Origin of the sequence: Paracoccus sp. FO-3, assembly GCF_006386455.1 — a bacterium.
Lineage (GTDB): Bacteria > Pseudomonadota > Alphaproteobacteria > Rhodobacterales > Rhodobacteraceae > Paracoccus > Paracoccus versutus.
Genome location: NZ_VCBQ01000040.1, coordinates 1 through 25,038, shown reverse-complemented (window position 1 = coordinate 25,038; position 25,038 = coordinate 1). Strand labels below are relative to the sequence as shown.

Genomic DNA, 25,038 nt, shown 5'->3' with positions numbered 1-25,038 from the left:
TTTCCCGACCTGCAAGCAGCCTTATCCGCAGAATAACCCCATTTTGCGGATCACTGGAAGAGGGGGCGTTCACCCCCCCTGCCCCGATGCCCCTGGCCGGCCCCGAAAGGCCCGCGGCGGGGGCCGGACCTTCCCCGCGGGGAAGGTCAATCCAGGCTCTCCAGCATCACCCGCACCGCCGCCTCCAGCTTGCGCCGGTCCACGGCCGAGAAGTCGCGCGGCAGCCGGATCTCCAGCCGCCCGTTCGAGGCGGTGCATTTGGCGCTGCCCTGCGGCCGCTGGATCTGGAAGCTGATGCGGGCCTTCCCCGCGGGGACGGTCGGCGTGGTGCTGCGCGGCGCGGCGGCCGGCGATTCCTCGTCGCCCGCCAGCCCGGCATAGCGGCGCAGCAGCTCCAGCTCGTCCTTGACCGAGCGCGAATCCCAGTTCTTCAGCTCGGCCCGGATCGCGGCCGCCGTGCCCGGCACCTCGTCCAGCCGTTGCGCCAGCGCCAGCCCCAGCGCGCGCGGGATGTCGGGCGCGTAAAGCAAGGCATCGCCCAGGGCCTCGACCAGCCGGATGAAGCTGCGGATATAGCTGCGCTTCTGGTAGCCGGCGGATTTGAACAGGATCGCCACCGCCTTCTCGGGGTCGTTCTCCTCGGTCACGGGGTCCATGGCGTAATGCAGCGCCAGCTGCGCCATCTCGGCAAACGAGATGTCCTTGCGCACCATGTTCTCGTCGACCATGCGCCGGTATAGCCGCTCCAGCTCGTCGCCGCGCGCCGCGATACCGGCCGGGATGCGGCCCCATTTCTCGACGTCGCCCGTCTCTTCCAGCAGCTGGCGATAGGCCGACAGCCGGCGCCAGCCCTGGATCAGCTCATAGCGGCCGTCCTCGGCCGGCTCGACCCGGATCGGGTTCGACAGGCCGATGTCGCGGATCGACTCGACCAGCTCGGTCAGCTCGTAATCCGGCCCGGCGGCGCGGTCGCGGATCAGCTTCTGCGCGTCGATGGCGTCCAGCGGGATCAGGTCGGTGATCAGCCCGGCGCGCTTCAACCGCACATGTTCCTGCGCCAGCGCATCGTTCTCGGCCCGGATCTGCGCCTCCAGCCGCGCGCGGTCGCGGGTGGATTCGGCGGTCTCGGTGATGGCGGTGGCCATCGGGCCGCGGCGATGCTCCTTTTCCTCCTTCCCCGCGGGGAAGGTTTCCGGCACGGCCGCGGCGGGCTCGTCCGGCATCTCGATCTCGAACATGCGGCGCTTGCGGCTCATGCCTCGCCCTCCAGCTTGTCCCAGGCGGCGACGACATGGGACTTGAACTCCTCATAGGCCTGGTCGAAGGTCGCCCGCGCCCGCCGCCAGGTGCCGCGCGTCATCTCGCGATAGTCGATCTCGTAGATCGAGGACAGGAACCGGCCGGATTGCTCGACCGCGCGGGTCAGCTCGATCGGATGCTGGGCCATGTGCTGGCCGAAGACCTGCTGGAAGGCGCCGTACATCGCCTGGTGCAGCTCGTTCGACGGCTCGTAGCGCGTCATCAGGAAGCGGATGTCGGCAAAGGCCTTGGGCAGCTTGATCTTCCCCGTGGGGAAGTTTTCGAAGCCATGCGACAGGTCTTCCAGCGCCTCGGACAGCTGGCCGATGAAGCTGGTGGTCGAGTCGTATTCCCAATAGCCGGGGCCCGAGGGGATATAGAGCATGTCGGCGGCAAAGACCGCGTTCATCGACTGATAGCCGATGGCCGGCGGGCAGTCGAAGAGGATCAGGTCATAGGCATCGTCCGCCAGGCTGTCGAGAAAGCGCGACACCGCACCGAAGAAGGTCCATTCCGGGTTCAGGTGCCGGTATTGGGCGCTGGCGAACTCGACGAAGGCGGCGTTGGCGCAGCTCGGGATGATGTCGATGGTCGGCCAGGCGGTCGGCTTGATGAAGTCCGCCGGGCGCAGCATGCCCAGACCCATGTCGCGGATCGAGGCCGGCAGCTTGCGCTGGGGCAGGGCAGTGCCGCTCTCGGCGCCGCGGGCGGCGGCGTTCATGCGGTCGGTCTCGCGCTCCAGGTCGCGGGCCATGATGCCCCAGACGGTATGGTCCTCGCCCACGTCGGTCAGGCCCATGGAATGCGACAGCGTGGCCTGCGGGTCGAAGTCGACGACCAGCACCCGGTAGCCGTCCAGCGCCGCGGCATGGGCGAAGTGCAGCGCCACGGTCGACTTGCCGGCGCCGCCCTTGAAGTTGGCGATGGCGGCGCGGAAGGCGCGCTTGCCCTCGGCCCGCCAGGGCATCAGCGTCTTGCGGTTGATGCGGATGCGGCGGCGCAGCTCGTTGATCTCGTCGAGCGAGAACCAGCGCTGGCGGCCGTCCTCCTCGACTTCCCCGAGGGGAAGGTTCGGCTCGGCGGCGAGCTTGCCGCGGAAGGTGGACTGGTTGATGCGGAAGATCAGCTCGGCCACCTCCCAGCTGGAGAAGCGGCGCAGCGTCTTTTCATTGGCCGGGCTGAAGGTCTGGCGCCGGATCCAGCCCTGCATCTTCAAGGATTGCGCCTGCAGCTTGGCGAGGTCTTCGTGCGTATACATAGGATGCCTGTATTTCTAGGACGCAGATTTTCTTCCGTTTCGCTTTTACGCCGGATTTGCACATTTGGCAAAAGGCGTTTTAATGGAATGGCCAGGATGCGGAGATTGCGGGGTTTTCCTGCATCGCCCGGCGAATCGGCCGGCGAATCCCTGGGCCGCAAAACCCGGAACGCTAACGCGGAAATGGGGGACGGGTTGGCGCGTTGCATCCCGGATTGGGGGACAAAACGTCGCTATTGGGGGACGGCCTGGATGACCCCCTATACCATTTGATACCGATTTTCTTTGATGATTTGGACCGGGAAACCGGGCCGGCGGGGAATCGCTTGACAGAATCGGATTTCAGGACGCAAATACGGAAGGGATGACGAAAAGCGTTTCAAACGGTGGCAAACCGACGCCGTCATCCCGGTCTTGCCCGGCGGGCAGGACAAGGCGGGCAGATGGAAGGCAGCCGGGAATACCGGGGCGCAGGAGCAGACATGCAGGTGATCCGTGCCGTCGGCCGAGAGGCGGCGGCGAAGAAATACGACTTGCTCTCGGCCATGATGGCGCATGGGCTGGCCGGCGACAAGCATCGCCAGCGCCTGGTGCTGCGGCTGATGGCGCTGATCACCACCCGCTATAACTGGCAGCGCGACGAACTGACCATCGGCCAGCGCGAGATCGCGCGGCTGTGGTGCGTGGACGAGCGCACCGTCAAGCGCGAGATGGCCAAGCTGCGCGCCCTTGGCTGGATCGAGATCAAGCAGCAGGGCGCGCGCGGCCGGGTGTCGGTCCTGGGCCTGAACCTGGAGCGTATCCTGTTGGATACAAAGGCGGAATGGCCGAACATCGGCCCGGATTTCGTCGAGCGTGTCGGCGGCCGCCGGGCCGAGCCGGCCAATAATGTCGTGCCGCTGCACCGGCCCGAGCCGATGCCGGCCGAGGGGCTGTGGGCCGAGGCGCGCGCCCGGCTGGCCGAGGAGGATCCGGCGCTGTTCGACGCCTGGTTCGCCGGGCTGATGGAGGCCGAGCGCAACGAGACCTGCCTGACGCTGTTCGCGCCCAGCCGCTTTCATGCCAATTACGTCCAGACCCATCTGCTGGAGCGGCTGCGCATCGCCGTGCAGCGCTGCGACGGGCGCGTCGGCAAGCTGCGCATCCTGGGCCCCTGAGCGCCGCGGGCGCTGTAAGCGGGCTGTCAGCCCGGTCCTGCTATTGCGGTGGCACGAAACGCAAATGCAGGAGAAAGAATCATGCGTCTTGTTGCCTTGATCCCGGCCATTCTGGCCTTGGCGACCCCGGCCGTCGCCCATGACCGCTGCCATGTGCCGCACGATCAGCGGCGTCCGGCCAACGAATTGCGGGCCGACCTGGCCGCCAAGGGCTGGACCGTCCGCAAGATCGAGATGGAGGACGGCTGCTACGAGGTCCACGGCCAGGACCGCAGCGGCCTGTCGGTCGAAGTCCTGTTCGATCCGGCCAGTTTCCAGGAAAGGGGACGGGACGATTGAGCGGGCAGGGCGCCCTTTTGCCTGGCGAAAGGGTGCCCGCCCAGCCAGTCGGCGATTGTTCCTGAAATAATAGATAATATATACGGATTAACAAAGCGGCCTTGCCGGTTTTATAGATATCTCCACATGAGGCTCAGGGAGGTATCCATGCCCCAGCAATCGCGCCGCGCCGCCGAGATCTATCGCCTGCCGCTGATGGAACTGCTGTTCCAGGCCCAGACCGTGCATCGGGCGCATTTCGACCCGAATGTCGTGCAATGCTCCAAGCTCTTGTCGATCAAGACCGGCGGCTGCCCCGAGGATTGCGCCTATTGCTCGCAATCGGCGCGCAACGGCTCGGACCTGCCGGCCTCGAAGCTGATGGAGGTGCAGCGGGTGCTGGCCGAGGCCCGGCGCGCCAAGGAGGCCGGGGCCACGCGCTATTGCATGGGCGCGGCCTGGCGTTCGCCCAAGGAACGCGACATGCCGGCGGTGCTGGCGATGATCCGCGGCGTCAAGGCGCTGGGGATGGAGACCTGCATGACGCTGGGCATGCTGGACGCGGACCAGGCGCTGTGGCTGAAGGACGCGGGGCTGGACTATTACAACCACAATATCGACACCTCGGAGCGCTATTATTCCGAGATCATCACCACGCGGACCTTCCAGGACCGGATCGAGACGCTGGAGCGGGTGCAGGCGGCCGGCATCAACGTCTGCGCCGGCGGCATCGTCGGCATGGGCGAGACCGAGGAGGACCGCATCTCCATGCTGGAGACGCTGGCCGGGCTGGAGGTGCCGCCGCAATCGGTGCCGATCAACATGCTGATGCCGATGGCGGGCACGCCGCTGGCGGATGTGCCCAAGCTCGACCCGATCGAGATGGTGCGCACCATCGCCACGGCGCGCATCCTGATGCCGACATCCCATGTGCGGCTGTCGGCCGGGCGGTCCGAGATGAGCGACGAGATGCAGGCGATGTGCTTCTTTGCCGGGGCCAATTCGATCTTCGTCGGCGACACGCTGCTGACCGCCGGCAATCCCGGCGAGGACAAGGATGCGCGGCTGTTCGCCAGGCTCGGGCTGCGGGCCGAGGTGCTGGACGCGTCGCAGGAGGGCTGCGCGGCATGAGCTTTGTGCGGCATCGGGCGGCGCTGGACGCGCTGGCGCGGCGCGGGCGGCTGCGGCGGGTGGCGCCGGCCGCGGGGCTGGATTTCGCCTCGAACGACTACCTGGGGCTGGCAGGGTCGGAACTGCTGGCCGGGGCGGCGCGGGATGCGCTGGCGCGCGGCGTGGCGCTGGGGGCAGGGGGGTCGCGGCTTTTGCGCGGCAACCACGGCGAGCATGAGGCGCTGGAGGCCGAGGCGGCGGCTTTCTTTGGCGCCGAGGCGTGCCTTTACATGGGCGGCGGCTTCCAGGCCAACCAGGCGATCTTTTCGGCGCTGCCGATGCAGGGCGACCTGGTGCTGCACGATGCGCTGGTCCATGCCAGCGCGCATGAGGGGATGCGGCTGGGCCGGGCGGAATGCCGCGGCTTTGCCCATAACGATGCCGCGGATGCGGCGCGGGTCGTCGCGGAATGGCGCGCGGCTGGCGGGCGCGGCCGGGTCTGGATCGCGGTCGAGAGCGTCTATTCGATGGAGGGCGACCTGGCGCCCTTGCCGGCGCTGGCGGCGCTGGCCGCGCGCGAGGATGCGGTGCTGGTGGTGGACGAGGCACATGCGACCGGCGTCTTTGGCCCGCAGGGCAGGGGGCTGGCGCATGGGTTGGGCTGCGCGCTGGTGACGCTGCATACCGGGGGCAAGGGGCTGGGCGCCTCGGGCGCGCTGGTCTGCGCCGACCGGGTGCTGGTCGAGGTGCTGGTGAACCGGGCGCGGCCCTTCGTCTATGCCACCGCGCCCTCGCCCTTGTCGGCGGCGGTGCTGCGCGCGGCTTTGCGGGCGCTGGCGGATGATCCGGCGCTGGTCGCGGGCGCGCGGGCGCGCATGGCGCAGGCGCGCGATGCGGCGCGGGGCTGCGGCATCGCGGCGCAGAGCCAGATCGTTCCGGTGATCGTCGGCGACGACCATCGGGCCCTGGCGCTGGCCGCGGCCTTGCAGGCGCAGGGCTTCGACGTCCGCGCGGTGCGGCCGCCGACGGTGCCCAGGGGGACGGCGCGGCTGCGCCTGTCCGTCACCGGCAATGTCGGGGCGGCCGAGATCGCGGCGCTGTTTGCGGCGCTGGAGGCGGCATGGGTGCGGTGATCGTGGCGGGCACCGATACCGGCATCGGCAAGACGGTCTTCAGCGCCGGGCTGACCCGTGCGCTGGGGGCGAGCTATTGGAAGCCGGTGCAGGCCGGGCTGGAGGAGGAGACCGACAGCGAGACCGTCGCGCGGCTGTCCGGCCGGCCGGTGCTGGCCGAGGTCTATCGGCTGCGGCTGCCGGCCTCGCCGCATCTGGCGGCCGAGCGCGAGGGGGTCGAGATCGATCCGGCGCGGCTGGCGCTGCCGCAGGTGGCCGGCCCGCTGGTGGTCGAGGGCGCGGGCGGGCTGATGGTGCCGCTGACCCGGCGGCTGCTTTACCTGCAGGTCATCGCCGGCTGGGGCGCGCCGGTGGTGCTGTGCTGCCGCACCGCCTTGGGCACGATCAACCATGCGCTGCTGTCGCTGGTGGCGCTGCGGGCCGCGGGCTGCCGGGTGGCGGGCGTGGCCTTCATCGGCGAGGAGGCCGAGGACAGCCGCCGGGTGATCCGCGAGATCGGCGCGGTGCGCGACCTGGGCCGGCTGCCGCTGCTGGAGACGGTGACGGCCGGGACGCTGGAGGCGGGTTTCGCCGGCATCGACGTCGATGCGATCCGCGAGGTGCTGTGATGCGGGATTTCGACCGGCGGCACCTGTGGCATCCCTATGGCTCGATGCGCGAGCCGGGGCCGGTGCATGAGGTCGCGGCGGCCGAGGGGGTGTGGCTCACGCTGGCGGACGGGGCGCGGATGATCGACGCCATGTCCTCCTGGTGGGCGGCGGCGCATGGGCATCGCCATCCGCGGCTGGTCGCGGCGATGCAGGCGCAGCTGGCCCGGCTGCCGCATGTCATGTTCGGCGGGCTGACGCATGGGCCGGCCGTCGGGCTGGCGCGGCGGCTGGTCGGGATGCTGCCCGCGGGGCTGGACCGCATCTTCTATTCCGACAGCGGCTCGGTCGCGGTCGAGGTGGCGCTGAAGATGGCGGTGCAGGCGCAGCTTGGGCTGGGGCAGGCGGGGCGGGTGGCTTTCGCCTCGGCCCGCGGCGGCTATTACGGCGATACCTGGAAGGCGATGAGCCTGTGCGATCCCGAGACCGGGATGCACAGCCATTTCGGCGCCGCCTTGCAGGTGCAGCATTTCGTGCCGCGCCCGCCCATCCCCTTCGGCGCGGAATGGACGGACGATCCGGCGCGGAACGGGCTGGGGGCGGTCGAGGCGCTGCTTGCGGAAAAAGCGCGTGAAATCGCGGGGTTCATCATCGAGCCGGTGGTGCAGGGCGCGGGGGGCATGTGGTTCTATCACCCGCGCTGGCTGGCCGGGGTTCGGGCGCTGTGCGACCGGCATGGCGTGCTGCTGATCCTGGACGAGATCGCCACCGGCTTCGGCCGCACCGGCACGCTTTTCGCCATGGAGCGCGCCGGGGTGGTGCCGGACATCCTGTGCCTGGGCAAGGCGCTGACCGGCGGCATGATGAGCTTTGCCGCCACCGTCGCCTCCGGCCGGGTGGCCGAGGCGATCTCGGACGGGCCGGCGCCGGTCCTGATGCACGGGCCGACCTTCATGGGCAATCCGCTGGCCTGCGCCGTGGCCTGCGCAAGCCTGGACCTGCTGGCCGAGGGCGCCTGGCAGGGGCAGGTCGCGGGGATCGAGGCGGGGTTGGCGCAGGGCCTTGCCCCGGCGCGCGGCCTGCCCGGCGTGCGCGACGTGCGGGTGCTGGGCGCCATCGGCGTGATCGAGCTGCGCGAGGCCCTGGACATGGCGCGCGTGCATGGCTTTTGCCGCGAAAGCGGGGTCTGGCTGCGGCCCTTCGGGCGGCTGCTTTACTGCATGCCGCCCTTTGTCGCCCGGCCCGAGGAGGTGGCGCGCATCTGCGCCGCCATGGTCGAGATCGCGGGCTGGCCCGCGGACCGGCCATGAGGGCGGAATGGCTGCGCCGCGAGGGCGCGTCCGAGCTGATCGTGGTGCTGACCGGCTGGGCGGCCGGGGCGGCGCCGTTCCGGCACCTGGCCGGGGCGGCGGATGTGCTGGTGCTGTCGGATTACCGCGACCTGGCCCTGCCGGACTGGCCGCGGGGATACGCGGCGATGGACCTGGTCGCCTGGTCCTTTGGCGTGGCGGCGGCCTGCCGGCTGCCGGGCCTGGCCGGCTTTCGCCGCAAAGTCGCGGCCTGCGGTTCCTGGGCGCCCTGCGACGACGACCTGGGCATCCCGCGCGAGACGGTGCGGGCCACGGCGGCGAACCTGTCCGAGGTCTCGCTGCGGCAATTCGGCCGGCGGGCGGGCTGCGCCGTCGCCGCGGGCGCCGATCCCGCCGCGCTGCGCGACGAGTTGCAGGCGGTGATGGGCTGGGACGCCGGGCAGGTGCCGGGTTTCGACCGCATCTGGCTGGGCGCGGCCGACCGCATCTTTCCGCTGAAGAACCTGATCCGCGCCTGGCAGGGCTGGCCGGTCGAGACGCGGGTGCTGGAGTGCGGGCACAATCCCTTTGCGCAATGGCGCGACTGGGCCGAGGTGCTGGCATGAGCGGCGCATTGGCATCCGCGCTGGCCGGGGGGCATGGGTGCGGCCCGGAAGGCGCGGGCCGGGGGAAACCCTTGCCCTGTCGCCCCACGCCGGGGGTCGGGGCATGACCGCGCTGGCCGGGCGGGTGGCGCGGTCATTCGCGCGCGGCATGGCGACCTATGACGGCGCGGCGCTGGCGCAGCGGCGGATCGCGGCGCGGCTGTTCGCGGCCTATCGCCGGGCCGCGCCGGGGCACCGGCCGGCGCGGGTGCTGGAGGCGGGCCATGGCTCGGGCCACCTGACGCGGCACCTGCTGGGGCTGCGGCCCGCGCGGCTGTGGCTCAATGACCTGGCCGCGCCGGAACTGCCGGGGGTGGCGGCGGAATACCGGCCGGGCGACATCGCCGAGGTGGCGCTGCCGGGGGCGGTGGACCTGGCCGCCTCGGCCTCGATGATCCAATGGGTCGCCGATCCGGCGCGGGTCGTGGGCCGGCTGTGCGATACGGTGGCGCCGGGGGGCTGGCTGGCGCTTTCGGGGTTCGCGCCGGGGCATTTTCCCGAGCTGCGGGCGCTGGGCAGCCGGGCGGCGGCGCCGTCATACCTGAGCGGGGCGCAGATGGCGGCGCTGCTGCCGGCGGGCTGGCGGGTCCGGGGTGCGGGGGAATGGCGGATCGTGCTGCATTTCCCCGGCGCGCTGGAGGTCTTGCGCCACCTGCGCGCCACCGGGGTCAACGGCTGCGCCGGGCATATCCGGTCGCCGGGCGCGCTGCGCGACTTCATGGCGCGCTACGAGGCATTGCACGGGGGCCCGCGGGGCGTCGCGCTGACCTATGTCGCCAGCTGGCTGGTGGCCGAGCGGCGCGGCTAGCCGTGGATGGCGAAGGCGTCGCGCTTGTCGCTGGCCGGGGGCGCCGGGCGGCGGCCGATCCAGCGCACATGGCGCGCCAGCGTGGCGCAGGCGGCGTCCACGTCGCCCTTGCGCAGCGCGGCCAGGATGGCGCGGTGGTCGTGGTCGGTCCGCGTCTCCCAGTTCGACTGCCAGGCGGCGAAGAGGAAGCGCGCGCTGGCGGCGTGCAGGTCGTCGATGGCGGCCAGCAGCCGCGGCATGGCGCAGGGGGTCAGGATCAGCTTGTGGAAGCGGCGGTTCGCCGCCTCCCACGAGCGCACGTCGCGCGAGGCGTCGCCGGCCTTGGTCGCCTCTTCCGCCGCATGCAGGATGGCCGGGGTCAGGTGCGGCGCGGCATGGCGCAGCGCCAGTTCCTCGAGCGCGGCGCGCATCTCGGCCACCTCCTTGACCTCGGGCAGGTCGAAGGCGGCGACGCGGACGCCGCGGCGCGGCTCGCTGATCGCCAGGCCCTGGGCTTCGAGGCGGCGGAAGGCTTCGCGGACGGGGACGTGGCTGGCGCCGAATTCCTCGGCGATGCGGTCCTGGCGCAGGCGCTCGCCGGGGCCGATCTCGCCCGCCACGATGCGGTCGGCCAGCACGCGGCTGATGCGGACCGCCAGGGTTTCTTCTGATCCCGCGCTCATGGCGCCATGGATAAGGCGGGCGGCGGGGATTGTCGATAAGGCTTCGGCGCCCCGCGGTTCAGCGCAGCGGCCAGCGCGCCAGCGGCACGTGCCGGCCCAGGCCCTGCAGGCTGTCGATCAGCGTAAGCTGGTCCACCCGCCAATGCACCGGCGGGACCGCGATGCCCTGCGGCGGCAGGGGCTTGCCATAGGCCAGCGTCACATGCGGGGTGACGCGGTGGCGGGCGACGCCCAGCCCGGCGCCGGCCAGCCGCTGCCACAGCGTCTGGCACAGCGCGTCGGGGGCGGGGTTTTCCTGCCGGCCGACCAGCACCAGCGGCCGGTCGCGGCGGCGCGGCGGCCCGAAGGTGGTCAGCTGGTCCAGCACCAGGTCGAAGGCGGGAAAATCCAGCCCCTCCAGCGGGCGGCCGAGCGCCTCGGCCATCCATGGCTGGAGCTGCGGGGTACGGATCACCGGCAGGATGGTCATGTGCAGCGTCGCGCGGCGAAAGCGGTCGCGGCGCTGGGCGAGCTGCCAGGCGGCCTCGATCCGCGCCACCACCTCGGGCGGCGGGATGGCGACGAAAAGCAGGAAATGCTCGCGCGGCGTTTCCTGCGGCATTTCCTGCGCTTGCGGGGCGTCGGGCATCGCGGCCTCCCATCGGTGCCGCAATGCTAGGACAAATCGGCGCGGCGGTCAGCCCGCGATCAGGATGACATGCAGGAAGCCGGGGCCATGGGCGCCGCGGACATAGCTGCCCTCGATGTCGGTGGTGCCGCTGGGGCCGGTGATCAGGATGGCGTTGCGCGGGATCGCCTGGGCGGCAAGGCGGGCGGCATAGTCCTCAAGGTAGGGCAAGAGCGTCGCCTCGCGCAGCAGCACGACATGGTGCAGCGGCAGGAAGGACAGCAGGATCGGGTTCTGCGGTCCCGAATGGATGACCAGAGAGCCGCTTTCGGCGATGCCGTAAAGCGCCAGGCCAAGCGCCGCGGGCTCGTCCGCGGCGACGCCCGGATGCGGGGCGAGGCCCTGCCAGTCCAGCCCCGCCAGTTCCGGCGCCGGCTGCATGGCGAAGCGGGGCGGCAGGCCATGCGCGTCCAGATAGCGGGCCATGGCCCGCGGCACCTCGGCCAGCGTGGCGATGCGGTCGATGGTGGTGCCGAGCGCGGCGGCCTTCAGCGCGAAGGCCTCGGGCAGTTCCGGCGCGGCAAGGCGCGGGCGGGCGGCGTAGGGATCCTCAAGCAGGGCGGCGGCCTCGGCCGCGATCCGCTCGGGCGGCTTGCCGGGGCCGAGGGTGGCGCGGATGGCCGAAAGGATGCGGTCGCGGGCGGTCATTTGCGGGCCTTCTGCTGGGCGCGGTATTGGTCCATGAAGCTGCGGGCCGCCGGGCGCGGCAGGTCGCGGTGGTCGGTCCAGCCCCCGGCCAGCGGCAGGCGCGAAATCCAGCCGCCCTTGCCGAACAGCCGCAGCGCGGGCAGCCCGATGCGGGTCGCCAGGCGATAAAGCCGCGGCCGGCGGGCAAATTGCGCCCAAAGCCCGATGCCGGCGCGGACCGGGCCGGGCTCCAGCCCCTCGCGCCAGCTGCGGCGGCGCCAGGCGCGCAAGAGCGTGGGGATCGGGATGCCGACCGGGCAGACCTCGGCGCAGCGGCCGTTCATGGTGCAGGCATTGGGCAGGTCGCGGGACGCCGCCAGCCCGTCCAGCACCGGCGTCAGCACCGAGCCCATCGGGCCGGGATAGGTGCCGCCATAGGCATGCCCGCCGATCTGGCGATAGACCACGCAATGGTTCATGCAGGCGCCGCAGCGGATGCAGCGCAGCATCTCGCGGAACTCGTCGGCCAGCATCTTCGTGCGGCCGTTGTCGACCAGGACGATATGCATCTCCTCGGGCCCGTCGGCATCGCCGGGGCGCTTCGGGCCGGCGTGGAAGGTGGTGTATTGCGTCATCTCGCCGCCCGTCGCCGACCGCACCAGCAGGCGCAGCAGCGCAAGGGCGTGCGCGGTCGAGGGCACCAGCTTCTCGATCCCCGCGGTGACGATATGGATGCGCGGGGGCGTGGTGGTCAGCTCGGCATTGCCCTCGTTGGTGACGGTGCAGGTGGCGCCGGTGTCGGCGACCAGGAAATTCGCGCCGGATATGCCGATGTCGGCCGACAGGAATTTCTCGCGCAGGACGCGGCGGGCGCTTTGCACCATGGTCGCCGGGTCTTCGGCGGCGGGCGGCGGCTGGTGGCCGGTCTTGAAGAGTTCCGCCACCTGCTCGCGGGTGCGGTGCATGGCGGGCCAGATGATATGCGAGGGGGCCTCGCCCGCCAGCTGGATGATATGCTCGGCCAGGTCGGTCTCGACCCGCTCGATGCCGGCATCGGCCAGGGCATGGGGCAGGCCGATCTCCTCGCCCAGCATGGATTTGGCGCGCGTCACCAGCCTGGCGTCGGCGGCCAGGCAGATGCGGGTGACGATGGCGCGGGCCTCGGCATCGTCGCCGGCCCAGTGGACCTGCGCGCCGCGGGCGGTGGCGTTCCGCTCGAACATCTCCAGGTAATGGCCCAGATGGGCGATGACATGATCCTTGATCGCCTGGCCGCGGGCGCGGGCGGCCTCGAATTCGGGGAATGCGGCCAGGGCCGCGGCGCGCTTTCGCTCGGCATTGCCGGTGGTGCGGTCGATGGCGGTCTTCAGCACCGGGTCGGCCAGGGCCGCCGCGGCGCGAGCCTTGAACGGGGCCTTGAACGGGGCCTTGAAGGGCGCGTTCATGGCGCGTCCTCGCCGATGGCGGGGCCCTGGGCGCGGCCGGCCAGCACCTCGACGGTGTGGAAGCAGCGGGTCTTGGCGCCGCGGCGATGCAGCTTGCCGGCCATGTTCATCAGGCAGCCCAGGTCGCCGGCCAGCAGGAGGTCGGCGCCGGTGGATTCGACCGCCTCGGCCTTTTCGGTGACGATGGCGTTCGAGATGGCGGAATATTTCACGCAGAAGGTGCCGCCGAAGCCGCAGCAGGCGTCGTTGCCGGGCAGGCCGCGCATCTCCAGCCCCTCGACCTGGGCCAGCAGTGCGCGCGGCTGCGCGGCGACGCCCAGCTCGCGCAGGCCCGAGCAGCTGTCGTGATAGGTGGCGGAGGCATCGCACCTCCGCCCCCGTGGCATGAAGCCCATGACATCGTGGAGGAAACTGGTGATCTCATGGGTCTTCGCCGCCATGGCGCGGGCGCGGGCGGCCCAGTCCGGGTCGCCCGCCAGAAGTTCCGGGTAGCCATGCACCATGGTCGCCGCGCAGGAGCCCGAGGGCAGGACGACATGGTCGTAGCCCTCGAAGGCGGCGATGGTCTGGCGGGCCAGATGCGCCGCGTCGCGGTCGTCGCCGCTGTTCAGCGCCGGCTGGCCGCAGCAGGTCTGGGCCTGCGGCACCTCGACCACGCAGCCCGCTTCCTCAAGAAGCTGGAGGGCCGCGAAGCCGATCTGCGGGCGGATGGCGTCGACAAGGCAGGTCACGAACAGACCGACTGTCGGTTTTGGCTCTCCGGTCATGGTTTCCCCCTAGTTGGCGACGGTGTCGGGACGGGGGCCGCGGTTGCGCGACATGAAGAACAGCACCGCACCCGCCCAGATCGCGGCGGCGACCCACCACATGGGGTTGCCGGTCAGCAGCGCAAAGCCGATCAGCCCGCCCTGCACGACGTAATAGGCCATTGGGATCAGGGTCTGGCGGATGATCGCGCCCTCGCGGTCGGTCAGCCCGACGGTGGCCGAGGCGGCGACGACGTTATGGACGCAGATCATGTTGCCGGCGGCCCCGCCGATGGCTTGCAGCGCCACCACGGTGCCCGCGCCCGCAGCCCCCAGGCCGATCTGTTCGGCGGTCGAGAACTGGAAGAGCGAGAACATCATGTTGCTGACCGTGTTCGAGCCGGCGACGAAGGCGCCCATGGCCCCGATCAGCGGCGCGAACATCGGCCAGGCATCCCCCACCACCGACGAGACGCCCTGCGCCAGGACGATGGGCATGCTGGCATAGCTGTCCGAGGCCGAGTTCAGGAACACCTGCACCATCGGCACCGCCAGCAGCAGCGCCGGGGCGGCGGCGATCATGGTCGTGCCCGAAGCCTTGAGCGCCCGGCCGTAGTCGCGCCCTGACATGCCGTGCAGCACGAAGGTAAAGAGCGAGGCCAGGATCAGGATCGTGCCGGGCAGGAACAGCACCTGCACCGAGGCGTTGATGCCCGAGCCGAACAGGTCGCGGAAGGCGATCGTCATCTCGGGCGAGGTGAGCCATGCCTTGATCGGCGCGATCGAGCGGGTGATGACCAGCAGGGCCACGACGAAGACATAGGGCGCCCAGGCCTTGACCAGCGGCATCACCGGCTTGTGGGCATTGTGGTCCTCGAGATCGTCGAGCTTGCCGACCCAGTTGTCGTTCCAGTCGCGGCGCGGCGGGAAGTCGAAGCTTTCCCTGGGGATCAGGAAGCCGCGTTTCGCCGCCGGCACCACGATCATGAGCCCGACGATGCCGCCCAGGAGCGAGGGGAATTCCGGTCCCAGCGTCGCGGCGATGAGGTAGTAGGGCACGGTGAAGGCGAGGCCCGCGAACAGTGCGAACTTCCAGATGCGGAAGCCTTCGGCAAAGGAGCGGTTGGCGCCGAAGAAGCGCGTGAGCATCCCGACCAGGATCAGCGGGATCAGGAAGCCGATCAGCCCGTGGATGGTGGCGACCTTGACCGCGATCTCCAGCAGGTAGTCGCCGAAGGCCATGGGCGCGATGGTCGCCTCGACGATCTGCTGGTCGGCAAGGCCGGTGCGCACGCCGACCAGGATCGGCGTCCCGACCGCGCCGAAGGAGACCGGCGTGCTCTGGATGATCAGCGTCACCATGACGGCGGCCATGGCGGGAAAGCCGATGGCGACCAGCAGCGGCGCGGCGATGGCCGCCGGCGTGCCGAAGCCCGAGGCGCCCTCGATCAGCGAGCCGAAGAGCCAGGCGATGATGATCGCCTGCACCCTCCGGTCGGGCGAGATCGAGGTGAAGCCGGCCCGGATCGAGCGGATGCCGCCGCTTTCCTCGAGCGTGTAGAGCATCAGGATGGCGCCGAAGACGATATAGAGCAGGCTGACCGCGGTCACGGCGCCGTTGACGGTGGCGCCCAGGACCTTGTTAAGCTCGGTGCCCCAGATCAGTAGGGCGGTGGCGGCGGTGACGAGATAGGCCACCAGCATCGAGAACTTGGCCGATTTCGCCAGCACCACCAGCAGCACGAAGACCGTGGCGATGGGCAGCAGGGCCAGGATGAATGTGATTAGTCCAGCCATCTTTCCTCCTCAGATGGGGCGGGCGGTTCCGCCGTTGCGGGTGCGCAATCCTGCGCGGTCGTCTTGGATGGCGCCGGCGTCAATGCCAATGCGCGCATTTCGAGGTCTGGCCGATGCCGGGGTTCAGGCTGTTGGTCGGGTCCAGCTGCCGGTAGAAGCCGGCCAGCTCCGGCTTGGCGTGGTAAAGATGGCCGACGTTATGCTCGGCCGGGTATTCGGCGCCGCGCCGGTCCAGCAGGCGCCACATCTCATGTTCCACGGCCAGGCAGTCCTGGCCCTTTTTCACCACATAGTCCTGGTGGAAGACGTGGCAGAAGAAATGGCCGTAATAGAGCTTCTTCTCGATCTTCGCGTCCAGGTCGGGCGGCAGGCGCTCGACCCAGTCGCGGTCGTTGCGGCGCAGCGCGATGTCCAGCGCCACGATGTCCTGCACCTCGCGCGCGTGGATGGCGCGGTAGCGCACGGCGGCGCCGGCCACGGCGAAGCGGTGCAGGAAGGCGGCCTTGCCCTCGTCCGGGGTGCATTCGAACATGTCGCCCTGGGCCGAGGGGAAGATGCCGGTCAGGTAGTCGCGCGCCTCGGCGATGCCCGCCCCGCCCATGCGCAGAAGCAGGTGGTGTTCGTAGCGGTCGCGGAAGTCGTTCATCCGCTTGGGCAGGTGCTGGGGGGCGAGGGATGCCACCCCCTGCGCCAGCCGGTCCGAAAGCGTCGCGCCCAGGCCCAGCCGCTCGGTCAGCGCGTCCATGCGCGCCTTGGCGGCGAAGAAGGCGGGCATGCGGTCGGTGCCGGCATGGCGGATGAACAGGAAGGTGTCCTTGCCGTATTTCGCCGCCACGTCATAGGCTTCGCGGTGGATGTATTCGCCGGCGATGGGCAGGCTCTGGAAATGCGCCAGGATATGGCGGCGGATCCCGGTCAGCTCGTCGGGATCGTTGCTGCCGACATAGAAGACCGCCGTGTCCTTTTCGGCCTGGAACGTGTCCAGCCGCACGGCAAAGACGGCGAGCTTGCCGGCGCAGCCCGACGCCTCGTGCAGCCGGCGCGGATCGGCGTTGAAGCGGGCGGGGGTCTGGGCCTCGATGTCGCGGACGTGGTCGGCATATTCGCGGTCCGAGGCCCAGGCGTCGGTGGGCGCGGGCGCGGGCAGCTTGCCCGCCTCGACGCGGGCGAGGATTTCCTCGGGGTCGTCGCCGAGGTCGAGGCCCAGGTGGTTGACCAGCGCGACCGAGCCGTCGGCGCGGATCTCGGCGTAAAGGCTCATCTCGGTATAGGCGGGGCCGCGCTGGATCAGCGCGCCGCCGGAATTGTTGCAGATGCCGCCCAGGACCGAGGCCCCGATGCAGGATGAGCCGATCACGGAATGCGGCTCGCGTCCCAGCGGGCGCAGGCGCTTTTCCAGGCTGTCGAGCGTCGCGCCGGGCAGGCAGACCGCCTGTTCGCCCGCGCCGAGCAGGTGGATGCCGCGCAGGCGCATGACCGAGACCAGCACGATCTCGCGGTCGTAGTCATCGCCCCAGGGAGTCGAGCCGCCGGTCAGCCCGGTATTCGCGGCCTGCAGGATCACCGCGCGCCCCGAGGCGACGGCGGCGTTCAGCACCCGCCACATCTGCACCAGAGAGCCGGGGCGGACCACCGCGGCCACCGGCCCCTCGCCATAGCGGAAGCCGCGGGTGTAGCGGCGCGTCGTGCGGGGCGCGGTCAGCACATGCCCTCGCCCGACGATGGCGCGCAGGCGGTCCAGCAGGTCCGCACGGTCTGCCGTCATGGCTTTCCCCCCTCCCTTGATGCAATCGACCCGGCGCTGCACGGCACCGGCTGATCAGATTGCTTTACCTTCCCTCCTTTCTTGGTAAAATAATTTTACCGCTTGGGTCAAGTGGGAAATCCATTGCGCCCGACCCGGCGCTGCGGCTAATCTGCAGGACCGGATGTCGCCGCCTAACCCACTGAATTTCCGGCGGTTGCCCAGAGGAGTCGGAGATGGCCAGCGAAGTGAACAAGGGCGCCCCCGCTGCGGAGACCACCGCGCGCCATATCGAGGATCTGATTCTCGAAGGTTCGCTGCGCCCCGGTGATCCGCTGCTGGCCGAGCGCGAGATGGCGCTGCGGCTGAACGTGTCGCGCCCGACGCTGCGCCAGGGCATCCGCATGCTGGAGGACAAGGGGCTGATCGTCGCCGATCCGGGCGGCGGGCGGCGGGTGGCGCCGCTGGCCACCTCGATCACCGATCCGCTGGTCGAGCTGATGGCCTCGCGTCCCGAGGTGGTGGACGATTACCTGGAGCTGCGCGCCACGCTGGAGGGCATGGCGGCCAGCCTGGCGGCCACGCGGGCCAACGACGTGGACCGCGCGACCCTGACCCGCTGCATGGAGCGCATCCACCAGGCCCATGCCGAGGCCGATTTCCGCGAGGAGGCCGAGGCGGACGTGGACCTGCATGTCGCCGTCTACGAGGCCAGCCACAACATCGTGCTGTTGCAGATCATGCGGGCGCTGTCGGGGATGCTGCGCAAGGGCGTGTTCCACAACCGCGAAAAGCTGTATGCCCGGCCCGAGGTGCGCGACGTGCTGCGCGCCCAGCACCGCGCCATCTATGACGCGATCATGGCCCGCGACGCGCCGGCGGCGGCGCGGGCGGCGCAGGACCACATGATCTATACCAAGCGCGTGCGCGCCGAGATCATCGCCGCCGAGGCGCGGCTGGAAATCTCGCTGCGGCGGATCGAGGGCGGCAGCCTGACCTCGCGGAACTGAACGGCTTTGCCGGTTCCGGCATCTGTGCCATCATGATTCCCGGAAAACTCAGGGAAATCGCGCATGGACAGGATGGACAGGCTGGCCGCGCGGATCGACGGCCTCGAAGGCCGGGTGATCGCGCATCGCCGCACCTTTCAGAAGCTGCTGGAGCTTTCGCCCGAGAGCGTGCAGGCCGAGATGCTGCAATGGCTGGAGGATCGCGAGGTGATGCTGGACGGCCAGGAAGACCCCGGCGTCGTGTCCGGCCCCGAGGCGGCGCTGGAGCTGGCACTGTCGGACGAAATGCGGCTGCTGCACGATCTTGCCACCGCGGCGCGGCACCGGCGCGAAACGTCTTAACTTTTCACCCGGCATCTGTTATCGCTAACGGCCACGAAAACCGACGGATGCCTGGCCGCGCCCCGAATCTGCGGGCGGCAGGACCAGGCCCTAGCCGTCCCACGACCCTTTCGCTGGAGGAGCCCCTTTCATGAATCCTGTCGAGCCCGTTCACAGCACGGTCGTGCTGTTGCTGATCGCCCTGGCGGCGGTTCTAGTGCTGCTGGTCCTGATCATGCGGTTCCGGCTGCATGCCTTTGTCTCGCTGGTCCTGGTCAGCCTGATGACCGCGATGGTCGCGGGCGTTCCCATGGCCGATGTCATCGCGGTGCTGATGCAGGGCTTCGGCTCGACCCTGGCCACGGTGGCGCTGCTGGTGGGTTTCGGCGCCATGATCGGGCGCCTGCTGGAGATCACCGGCGGCGCGCAGGTGCTGGCGGACCGGCTGATCGGCCAGTTCGGCGCCGAGCGCGCGCCCTTTGCGCTGGGCGTGGCCTCGCTGCTGTTCGGCTTTCCGATCTTCTTCGACGCCGGGCTGGTGGTGATGCTGCCGATCATCTTCAGCGTGGCTTACCGCTTTGGCGGTTCGGTGCTGCTTTACGCGCTGCCGGCGGCCGGGGCCTTTGCGGCCATGCATGCGCTGCTGCCGCCGCATCCGGGGCCGGTGGCGGCGGGCGACCTGCTGGGCGCGGACATCGGGCTTTTGGTGGTGGTCGGGCTGGTCGTGGCGCTGCCGACCTGGTTCTTCGGCAGCTACCTGTTCGGGCTCTGGGCCGGGCGGCGCTTCGTGCTGCCGATCCCCGAGATCCTGGGCGCGGTCGAGGCCGAGGGCCATGACCGCATCCCGCCCAGCTTCGGCACGGTGATGCTGGTGCTGCTGCTGCCGCTGGCGCTGATCTTCCTGAACACCGGGCTGGGCACGCTGGCGACCATGGGCGTCGTCGATGCCGGCGCGGGTTGGGTCACGGTGCTGCGGCTGATCGGCCAGACGCCCATCGCGCTGCTGATCACCGTGCTGGTGGCCATGGCGCTGCTGGGCCGCGGCCGCAGCGCGACCGAGATCGAGCGCATCATGGACGGCGCGCTGGCGCCGATCTGCGCCATCATCCTGGTCACGGGCGCCGGCGGCATGTTCGGCGGCGTGCTGCGCGCCAGCGGCATCGGCGAGGCGCTGGCTTCCAGCCTCGACGCGGTGGGCATGCCGCTGATCGTGGCGGCCTTCGTCATCTCGATGGCGCTGCGGGTGGCGCAGGGCTCGGCCACGGTGGCCCTGACCACCACCGCCGGGCTGATCGCGCCGACGGTGGCGGCGACCACGGGGCTGAGCGAGTTCGACCGCTGCTTCCTGGTGGTGGCCATCGCCGGCGGCGCGACCGTGCTGAGCCATTTCAACGATTCCGGCTTCTGGCTGGTCGGGCGGTTCCTCGACATGGACGAAAAGACCACGCTGAAGACCTGGACGGTGATGGAGACGCTGCTGGGCACCATCGCCTTCGGCTTCGCCCTGATCGGCTGGTGGCTGCTGTGAGCGGCGCGGTGCAGCATATCGTGGTCATGGGCGTCTCGGGCTGCGGCAAGAGCACCACGGGCGAGGCGCTGGCCGCGCATCTGGGCTGGCCCTTCGTCGAGGGCGACAGCTTCCACCCCGAGGCCAATGTGGCCAAGATGCGCGCGGGCATCCCGCTGGACGACGACGACCGCGCGCCCTGGCTGCGGGCGCTGGCCGCCGAGATCGGCCGCAACGAGGCGCTGGGGCAGTCCTCGGTCATCGGCTGTTCCTCGTTGAAGCGGGCCTATCGCGACATCCTGCGCGAGGGCGCGCCGCGGGTGCGCTTTCTGCACGTGCATGGCTCGCGCGCGCTTCTGGAAAGCCGGCTGTCGCATCGCGAGGGGCATTTCTTCCCGGCCAAGCTGCTGGATTCGCAGCTGGCCACGCTGGAGCCGCTGGCGGCGGACGAGGACGGCGTGGTGGTCGACATGGCCCTGTCGGTCGAGGACCAGGTCCGGCAGGCGCTGCGCCAAATGGGGCTGGAGGGCTAGCAGGCTGCTGAAAAAGTCCTTGCGACAGGACAGCGCGGGCGGGAACCGGGAAATCCGCCTCAAACTTGCCGAAAACACCCCATTTCGGGCCGATATCAACTGGATCCAGAACGATTTCCGCTGCGCCGCCCTCTCGAAATCCTTTTTCAGCAGCCTGCCAGGGCCGCGCCGGGCTGGCGCGGCGGTCAGCGGTCATCGACTGGGGCCTGGCGGCGGAAGGCGGCATGGGCCTCCAGCGCGCGGGCCCGGCCTTGGGCCAGCCTCTCGGGCGTGGCGCGGTCCTGCCAGGTGCAGGGCACGTCCCAGCCGGGCGGCAGGCTGTCGAAATAGGCCCGCGCCTTTTCGCCCTCGGCGCCCTGCCAGCCCAGCAGCCAGCGCCGGCGATAGCGGCCCTGCGGGTCGAATTGCGCGGCCTGCCGTTCGGGGTTGAAGATGCGGAAGAAGGGCGCCGCATCCGGGCCGCAGCCCGCCACCCATTGCCAGTTCATCGCATTCGCGGCCGGATCCCAGTCGGTCAGGCTGTCGGCGAAATGCGCCAGCCCCAGCCGCCAGTCGGTCAGCAGGTGCTTGGTCAGCCAGCTGGCCGCCACCATGCGCACCCGGTTGTGCATCCGCCCGGTCACGCGCATCTCGCGCAGCCCGGCATCGACCAGCGCGATGCCGGTTTCGGCCCGGCGCCAGCGGGTCAGCGCGGCGCTGTCGCCGCGCCAGGGGAAATCCGCCCATTCCGGCCGCCAGGGCTGGCGTGCCAGCCGGGGACACTCGATCAGCAGGTGCCAGGCGAATTCGCGCCAGATCAGCTCGGTCAGGAAGGCCGCGATGCCGGGGCTGGCGGCGGGATCGGCCTTGGCGCGGGCCGAGGCGATGGCCCAGAGGTCGCGCGGGCCGATCTCGCCCATGGCCAGATGCTCGGACAGGCCCGAGGTCGCCTGCAGGTCGGGGCGGTCGCGCTGCGCGGCGTAACCCGCGGCGCGGTCCAGGAAATCGCCGAGCCGGGCCTGCGCCGCGGCCTCGCCCGCGGGCAGGGCGTGGCGCTCCAGCACCGCGCGGCCGCGATGCAGGTCCGGGGCCAGGTCCAGCCGGTCGAGCGCCAGCCCCCGCGGCGGGTCGGCCAGCGGTGAAAGGCTCGCCGCTTCGCCGCCGGGCCGGTCGGGGCCGATGGCGCGCAGGGCGCGGGCGAAGGGGGTAAAGACGCGATAGGCGCCGCCCGAGCCGGTGCGCAGGGCGCGGGGATGCACAAGCAGATGGCCCGGATGCAGCACCAGCCGCACGGGCGTGCCGGCCAGCGCCCGGCCCAGCCGCTGCTGCGCGGCGATGGTCGCGGGTTCGGGCCAGTCGTTCCTGTGCAGCGACCCCGCGCCGATGCGGGCGGCCAGGGCGGGCAGGATGTCCCAGGGCTCGCCTTCCAGCACCAGCACGGTCGCGCCGTGGCGGCGGCGCAGTTCGGCATCGAAGGCCAGCAGGGCGCGCTGCAGCCGCCAGCGGCTGGCCGCGCCCTGCGCCCGCAAGGCGCCGTCGATCAGGAAGACCGGCAGCACCGGCCCCGCGCCCGCGGCGGCGGCCAGGGCGGCATTGTCCCGGAAACGGAAGTCGCGGCAAAGCCACAGGATGCTGGGCGGCATGGGCGGGGTCCGGCTGGATGCTCGCCGGCCAGTCATCAGGGTTTCGCAGGCCGGCGCAAGCCCCGCCGGCGAGACCGGTCGGTGGGGCCGGTTCGGCGGGGCAAGGCCGCCCCCGCCCCGCCGCCTTGCGGCAGGACCGGGGGCTTGGCGGGACTATTCCGGCAGGATGCGCACCGCGCCCTTGTCGGCCGAGGCGGCGAATTGCGCATAGACCCTGAGCGCGGCCGAGACCTGGCGCTGGCGCGGCTGCGCCGGTTTCCAGCCCCTGGCGTCCTGTTCGGCGCGGCGGGCGGCCAGCTCGTCCTCGGGCACGGCCAGGCGGATCGAGCGGTTGGGGATGTCGATCTCGATCCGGTCGCCGTCGCGGACCAGGCCGATGGTGCCGCCGGCCGCCGCCTCGGGGCTGACATGGCCGATGGAAAGCCCCGAGGTGCCGCCCGAGAAGCGGCCGTCGGTGATCAGCGCGCAGGCCTTGCCCAGCCCTTTCGATTTCAGGTAGCTGGTCGGATACAGCATTTCCTGCATGCCCGGCCCGCCCTTGGGGCCTTCGTAGCGGATGACGACCACGTCGCCGGCCTCGACCTTGCCGGTCAGGATGCCGGAGACGGCGGCGTCCTGGCTTTCATAGACCTTGGCCCGGCCGGAAAACACCAGGATGGATTCGTCCACGCCGGCGGTCTTCACGATGCAGCCGTCCAGCGCGATATTGCCCTTGAGCACCGCCAGCCCGCCGTCCTTGGAGAACGGCGCCTTGGCCGAGCGGATCACGCCCTTTTCGCGGTCGAGGTCCAGGTCCGGCCAGAGCGTCGCCTGGCTGAAGGCCATCTGCGTCGGCACGCCGCCCGGCGCGGCCAGGAACAGCTCGCGCGTCTGCGGGTCGTTGCTGCGGGCGATGTCCCATTGGTCGATGGCGGCGCCGATCGTGGGGGCGTGGACGGTCGGGCAGTCGCGGTCGATCAGCCCGGCGCGGTCGAGTTCCCCAAGGATCGCCATGATGCCGCCGGCGCGATGCACGTCCTCCATATGGACATTGGCGGTGTTCGGCGCGACCTTGCACAGGCACGGCACCTTGCGCGACAGCGCGTCGATGTCGTCCATGGTGAAATCCACCCCGCCTTCCTGGGCGATGGCCAGCAGGTGCAGCACGGTATTGGTCGAGCCGCCCATGGCGATGTCGAGCGACATGGCGTTCAGGAACGCGGCCTTGCTGGCGATGGCGCGGGGCAGGACGCTGGCGTCGTCCTGTTCGTAATGGCGGCGCGTCACCTCGACGATGCGGCGGCCGGCCTCCAGGAACAGGGTCTTGCGCAAGGCATGCGTGGCCAGGGTCGAGCCGTTGCCGGGCAGCGACAGGCCGAGCGCCTCGCTGAGGCAGTTCATGGAATTGGCGGTGAACATGCCCGAGCAGGAGCCGCAGGTCGGGCAGGCGGCTTCCTCGATGGCGGCGAGGTCGGCGTCCGAGACCTTGTCGTCGGCGGCGGCGACCATGGCGTCCACCAGGTCCAGCGAGACCTTGCGCCCGTCGCCCAGCGTGACCTTGCCCGCCTCCATCGGCCCGCCGGAGACGAAGATCGCCGGGATGTTCAGCCGCATTGCCGCCATCAGCATGCCGGGGGTGATCTTGTCGCAGTTCGAGATGCAGACCATGGCGTCGGCGCAATGGGCGTTGACCATGTATTCCACCGAATCGGCGATGAGTTCGCGCGAGGGCAGGGAATAAAGCATGCCGTCATGGCCCATGGCGATGCCGTCGTCGACCGCGATGGTGTTGAATTCCTTGGCGATGCCGCCGGCCGCCTCGACCTCGCGGGCGACCATCTGGCCCAGGTCCTTCAGATGCACATGGCCCGGCACGAACTGGGTGAAGCTGTTCACGATGGCGATGATCGGCTTGCCGAAATCGCTGTTCTTCACCCCGGTCGCGCGCCAGAGGCCGCGGGCCCCCGCCATGTTGCGGCCGTGGGTGGTGGTGCGGGAACGATATGCGGGCATGGCTGGGTTCTCTGTCGTCTGATTGTCCGTGCTGAGCGGCCAGTATCACGAAGAAATTGGCGAGGTTATCCCTTATCACGCTTTGCGCCGGGCGATACCCCCGATTTCGCGGGGCGACCCGGGGCATCAGCCGCCCGGCCAGCCGGCCCATGGGCAGAAGCGTCCCGACATGGCGCGGCGGCGGGACGGTGGCCGGGGCCGAGGGGGCTGCGCATCGCCGCAACCAGCCCCGCGCGGGTCCGCCTTGCCGGAATCGTCGCCGTCATCGCCTGCCTTCGCTGCGCCCCGTCCTGGGGCGGTTCCGGCCGGGTTCCGGCATGAAGCCGCCATCGGGCGGAAGGCGCATCTTTCCTCAGGCGCCTGGGATGGCGCGCAGCCGGTGCCGCCGCAGGGCGGGCCGCGTCATTCCAGCCACAGGTCGCGCAGGAGCGATTGCGCCAGATGATCCACCGAGCCGCCGTCGAGCCGCACGCATCGCTCGTGGCCCGCATAGGACACCCGGATGGTGTCGCCCGTGACCTCGTATTCGCCGGAGACGAGCGCCCCCTTGCGCCCGGTAAGAGTGACTGTGCCTTTCATTGTCCCTGTTCCTTTCCTCCTTCCATACCAGCAGTTTGGGCGCGGAAGCCGAGTCTGGGAAGTTCGCCTTTGGGACAGGTGCCGCGACTGTGTGCCTGCTGCAACAGTCGCGGCAAAGGCGCAAAACGGGGGAATCTCACCCTTTTTCGAGTGCTGTTACGG

The 25,038-nt window shown here is 70.4% G+C and carries 24 protein-coding genes; 12 read left to right on the top strand and 12 right to left on the bottom strand.

The genetic code is table 11. The features are described from left to right. Positions 1–146: 146 nt before the first annotated feature. Positions 147–1,256: a ParB N-terminal domain-containing protein gene (locus FE811_RS12865; protein ID WP_036759866.1), complete on the bottom strand. Its 1,110-nt coding sequence runs from the start codon at positions 1,254–1,256 to the stop codon at positions 147–149. Next, positions 1,253–2,557, bottom strand: a complete 1,305-nt coding sequence (locus FE811_RS12860; protein WP_036759868.1) for an AAA family ATPase — start codon at positions 2,555–2,557, stop codon at positions 1,253–1,255. The genes FE811_RS12865 and FE811_RS12860 overlap by 4 nt, the downstream gene beginning before the upstream one ends. A 482-nt stretch (positions 2,558–3,039) precedes the next feature. Here FE811_RS12860 and FE811_RS12855 point away from each other — a divergent pair, with 482 nt between their 5' ends. The 8 genes from FE811_RS12855 (at position 3,040) to FE811_RS12820 (ending at position 9,624) form a co-directional block, all read left to right on the top strand. After that, positions 3,040–3,714 carry a DnaA N-terminal domain-containing protein gene (locus FE811_RS12855; RefSeq protein WP_072462107.1) on the top strand — a complete coding sequence of 225 codons (675 nt, stop codon included), beginning with the start codon at positions 3,040–3,042 and terminating at the stop codon, positions 3,712–3,714. An 81-nt stretch (positions 3,715–3,795) separates the two neighbouring features. Continuing rightward, positions 3,796–4,053, top strand: a complete 258-nt coding sequence (locus tag FE811_RS12850) for a PepSY domain-containing protein (RefSeq protein WP_072462108.1) — start codon at positions 3,796–3,798, stop codon at positions 4,051–4,053. A gap of 147 nt (positions 4,054–4,200) precedes the next feature. Further along, positions 4,201–5,163: a biotin synthase BioB gene (gene bioB / locus FE811_RS12845; protein ID WP_181180863.1), complete on the top strand. Its 963-nt coding sequence runs from the start codon at positions 4,201–4,203 to the stop codon at positions 5,161–5,163. Then, positions 5,160–6,275, top strand: a complete 1,116-nt coding sequence (locus tag FE811_RS12840; protein ID WP_116220498.1) for an aminotransferase class I/II-fold pyridoxal phosphate-dependent enzyme — start codon at positions 5,160–5,162, stop codon at positions 6,273–6,275. The genes bioB and FE811_RS12840 overlap by 4 nt, the downstream gene beginning before the upstream one ends. Further along, entirely contained in the window at positions 6,263–6,883 is a 621-nt protein-coding gene (gene bioD, locus FE811_RS12835; RefSeq protein WP_072462111.1) for a dethiobiotin synthase, read from the top strand. The genes FE811_RS12840 and bioD overlap by 13 nt, the downstream gene beginning before the upstream one ends. Then, the gene (bioA, locus tag FE811_RS12830; RefSeq protein WP_116220499.1) at positions 6,883–8,172 is read left to right on the top strand and encodes an adenosylmethionine--8-amino-7-oxononanoate transaminase; all 1,290 of its coding nucleotides are present in this window, start codon (positions 6,883–6,885) and stop codon (positions 8,170–8,172) included. The genes bioD and bioA overlap by 1 nt, the downstream gene beginning before the upstream one ends. After that, complete coding sequence (locus tag FE811_RS12825) at positions 8,169–8,777, top strand: pimeloyl-ACP methyl esterase BioG family protein (protein ID WP_116220500.1); 609 nt, start codon at positions 8,169–8,171, stop codon at positions 8,775–8,777. The genes bioA and FE811_RS12825 overlap by 4 nt, the downstream gene beginning before the upstream one ends. 103 nt (positions 8,778–8,880) lie before the next feature. Then, on the top strand, positions 8,881–9,624 hold the full coding sequence (locus FE811_RS12820) for a methyltransferase domain-containing protein (protein ID WP_116220501.1): 744 nt from the start codon (positions 8,881–8,883) through the stop codon (positions 9,622–9,624). Here the strand turns inward: FE811_RS12820 and FE811_RS12815 are convergent. The 7 genes from FE811_RS12815 to dld all read right to left on the bottom strand — a co-directional run bounded on the left by FE811_RS12815 (position 9,621) and on the right by dld (position 17,333). Further along, on the bottom strand, positions 9,621–10,286 hold the full coding sequence (locus FE811_RS12815; protein ID WP_036759884.1) for a GntR family transcriptional regulator: 666 nt from the start codon (positions 10,284–10,286) through the stop codon (positions 9,621–9,623). The two genes, FE811_RS12820 and FE811_RS12815, sit on opposite strands and share 4 nt — an antisense overlap. 58 nt (positions 10,287–10,344) lie before the next feature. Continuing rightward, positions 10,345–10,914, bottom strand: a complete 570-nt coding sequence (locus tag FE811_RS12810) for a 2'-5' RNA ligase family protein (protein ID WP_072462115.1) — start codon at positions 10,912–10,914, stop codon at positions 10,345–10,347. Positions 10,915–10,962: 48 nt separating this feature from the next. Further along, the gene (locus FE811_RS12805; RefSeq protein ID WP_116220502.1) at positions 10,963–11,601 is read right to left on the bottom strand and encodes an LUD domain-containing protein; all 639 of its coding nucleotides are present in this window, start codon (positions 11,599–11,601) and stop codon (positions 10,963–10,965) included. Beyond that, complete coding sequence (locus FE811_RS12800; protein ID WP_072462117.1) at positions 11,598–13,025, bottom strand: lactate utilization protein B; 1,428 nt, start codon at positions 13,023–13,025, stop codon at positions 11,598–11,600. Before FE811_RS12800 ends, FE811_RS12805 begins: the two co-directional genes overlap by 4 nt. Continuing rightward, a complete protein-coding gene (locus FE811_RS12795; protein ID WP_116220503.1) occupies positions 13,022–13,792 on the bottom strand; it encodes a (Fe-S)-binding protein in 771 nt (256 codons plus the stop codon). The genes FE811_RS12800 and FE811_RS12795 overlap by 4 nt, the downstream gene beginning before the upstream one ends. Positions 13,793–13,801: 9 nt before the next feature. Further along, positions 13,802–15,568, bottom strand: coding sequence for an L-lactate permease (locus FE811_RS12790; RefSeq protein WP_036759893.1), 1,767 nt, complete (start codon positions 15,566–15,568; stop codon positions 13,802–13,804). A 79-nt stretch (positions 15,569–15,647) separates the two neighbouring features. Next, positions 15,648–17,333 carry a D-lactate dehydrogenase gene (dld, locus tag FE811_RS12785; protein WP_116220504.1) on the bottom strand — a complete coding sequence of 562 codons (1,686 nt, stop codon included), beginning with the start codon at positions 17,331–17,333 and terminating at the stop codon, positions 15,648–15,650. 215 nt (positions 17,334–17,548) lie between these two features. On the opposite strand from dld, the gene FE811_RS12780 reads away from it, so the two are divergent. From FE811_RS12780 to FE811_RS12765, 4 genes are all read left to right on the top strand, one after another. Continuing rightward, positions 17,549–18,322: an FCD domain-containing protein gene (locus FE811_RS12780; RefSeq protein WP_114537699.1), complete on the top strand. Its 774-nt coding sequence runs from the start codon at positions 17,549–17,551 to the stop codon at positions 18,320–18,322. Between the two features lie 63 nt (positions 18,323–18,385). After that, a complete protein-coding gene (locus tag FE811_RS12775) occupies positions 18,386–18,664 on the top strand; it encodes a hypothetical protein (RefSeq protein ID WP_036759899.1) in 279 nt (92 codons plus the stop codon). Positions 18,665–18,794: 130 nt separating this feature from the next. Beyond that, positions 18,795–20,171, top strand: a complete 1,377-nt coding sequence (locus tag FE811_RS12770; protein ID WP_036759901.1) for a GntP family permease — start codon at positions 18,795–18,797, stop codon at positions 20,169–20,171. Then, positions 20,168–20,683: a gluconokinase gene (locus FE811_RS12765; RefSeq protein ID WP_243700169.1), complete on the top strand. Its 516-nt coding sequence runs from the start codon at positions 20,168–20,170 to the stop codon at positions 20,681–20,683. The genes FE811_RS12770 and FE811_RS12765 overlap by 4 nt, the downstream gene beginning before the upstream one ends. Positions 20,684–20,868: 185 nt before the next feature. On the opposite strand, the gene FE811_RS12760 is transcribed toward FE811_RS12765, so the two are convergent. The 3 genes from FE811_RS12760 to FE811_RS27460 form a co-directional block, all read right to left on the bottom strand. Next, entirely contained in the window at positions 20,869–22,305 is a 1,437-nt protein-coding gene (locus FE811_RS12760; protein WP_116220505.1) for a deoxyribodipyrimidine photo-lyase, read from the bottom strand. A gap of 153 nt (positions 22,306–22,458) precedes the next feature. Continuing rightward, positions 22,459–24,297, bottom strand: coding sequence for a dihydroxy-acid dehydratase (ilvD, locus tag FE811_RS12755; protein ID WP_140847832.1), 1,839 nt, complete (start codon positions 24,295–24,297; stop codon positions 22,459–22,461). Between the two features lie 402 nt (positions 24,298–24,699). Next, positions 24,700–24,876: a hypothetical protein gene (locus FE811_RS27460; protein WP_166435372.1), complete on the bottom strand. Its 177-nt coding sequence runs from the start codon at positions 24,874–24,876 to the stop codon at positions 24,700–24,702. Positions 24,877–25,038: the final 162 nt, after the last annotated feature.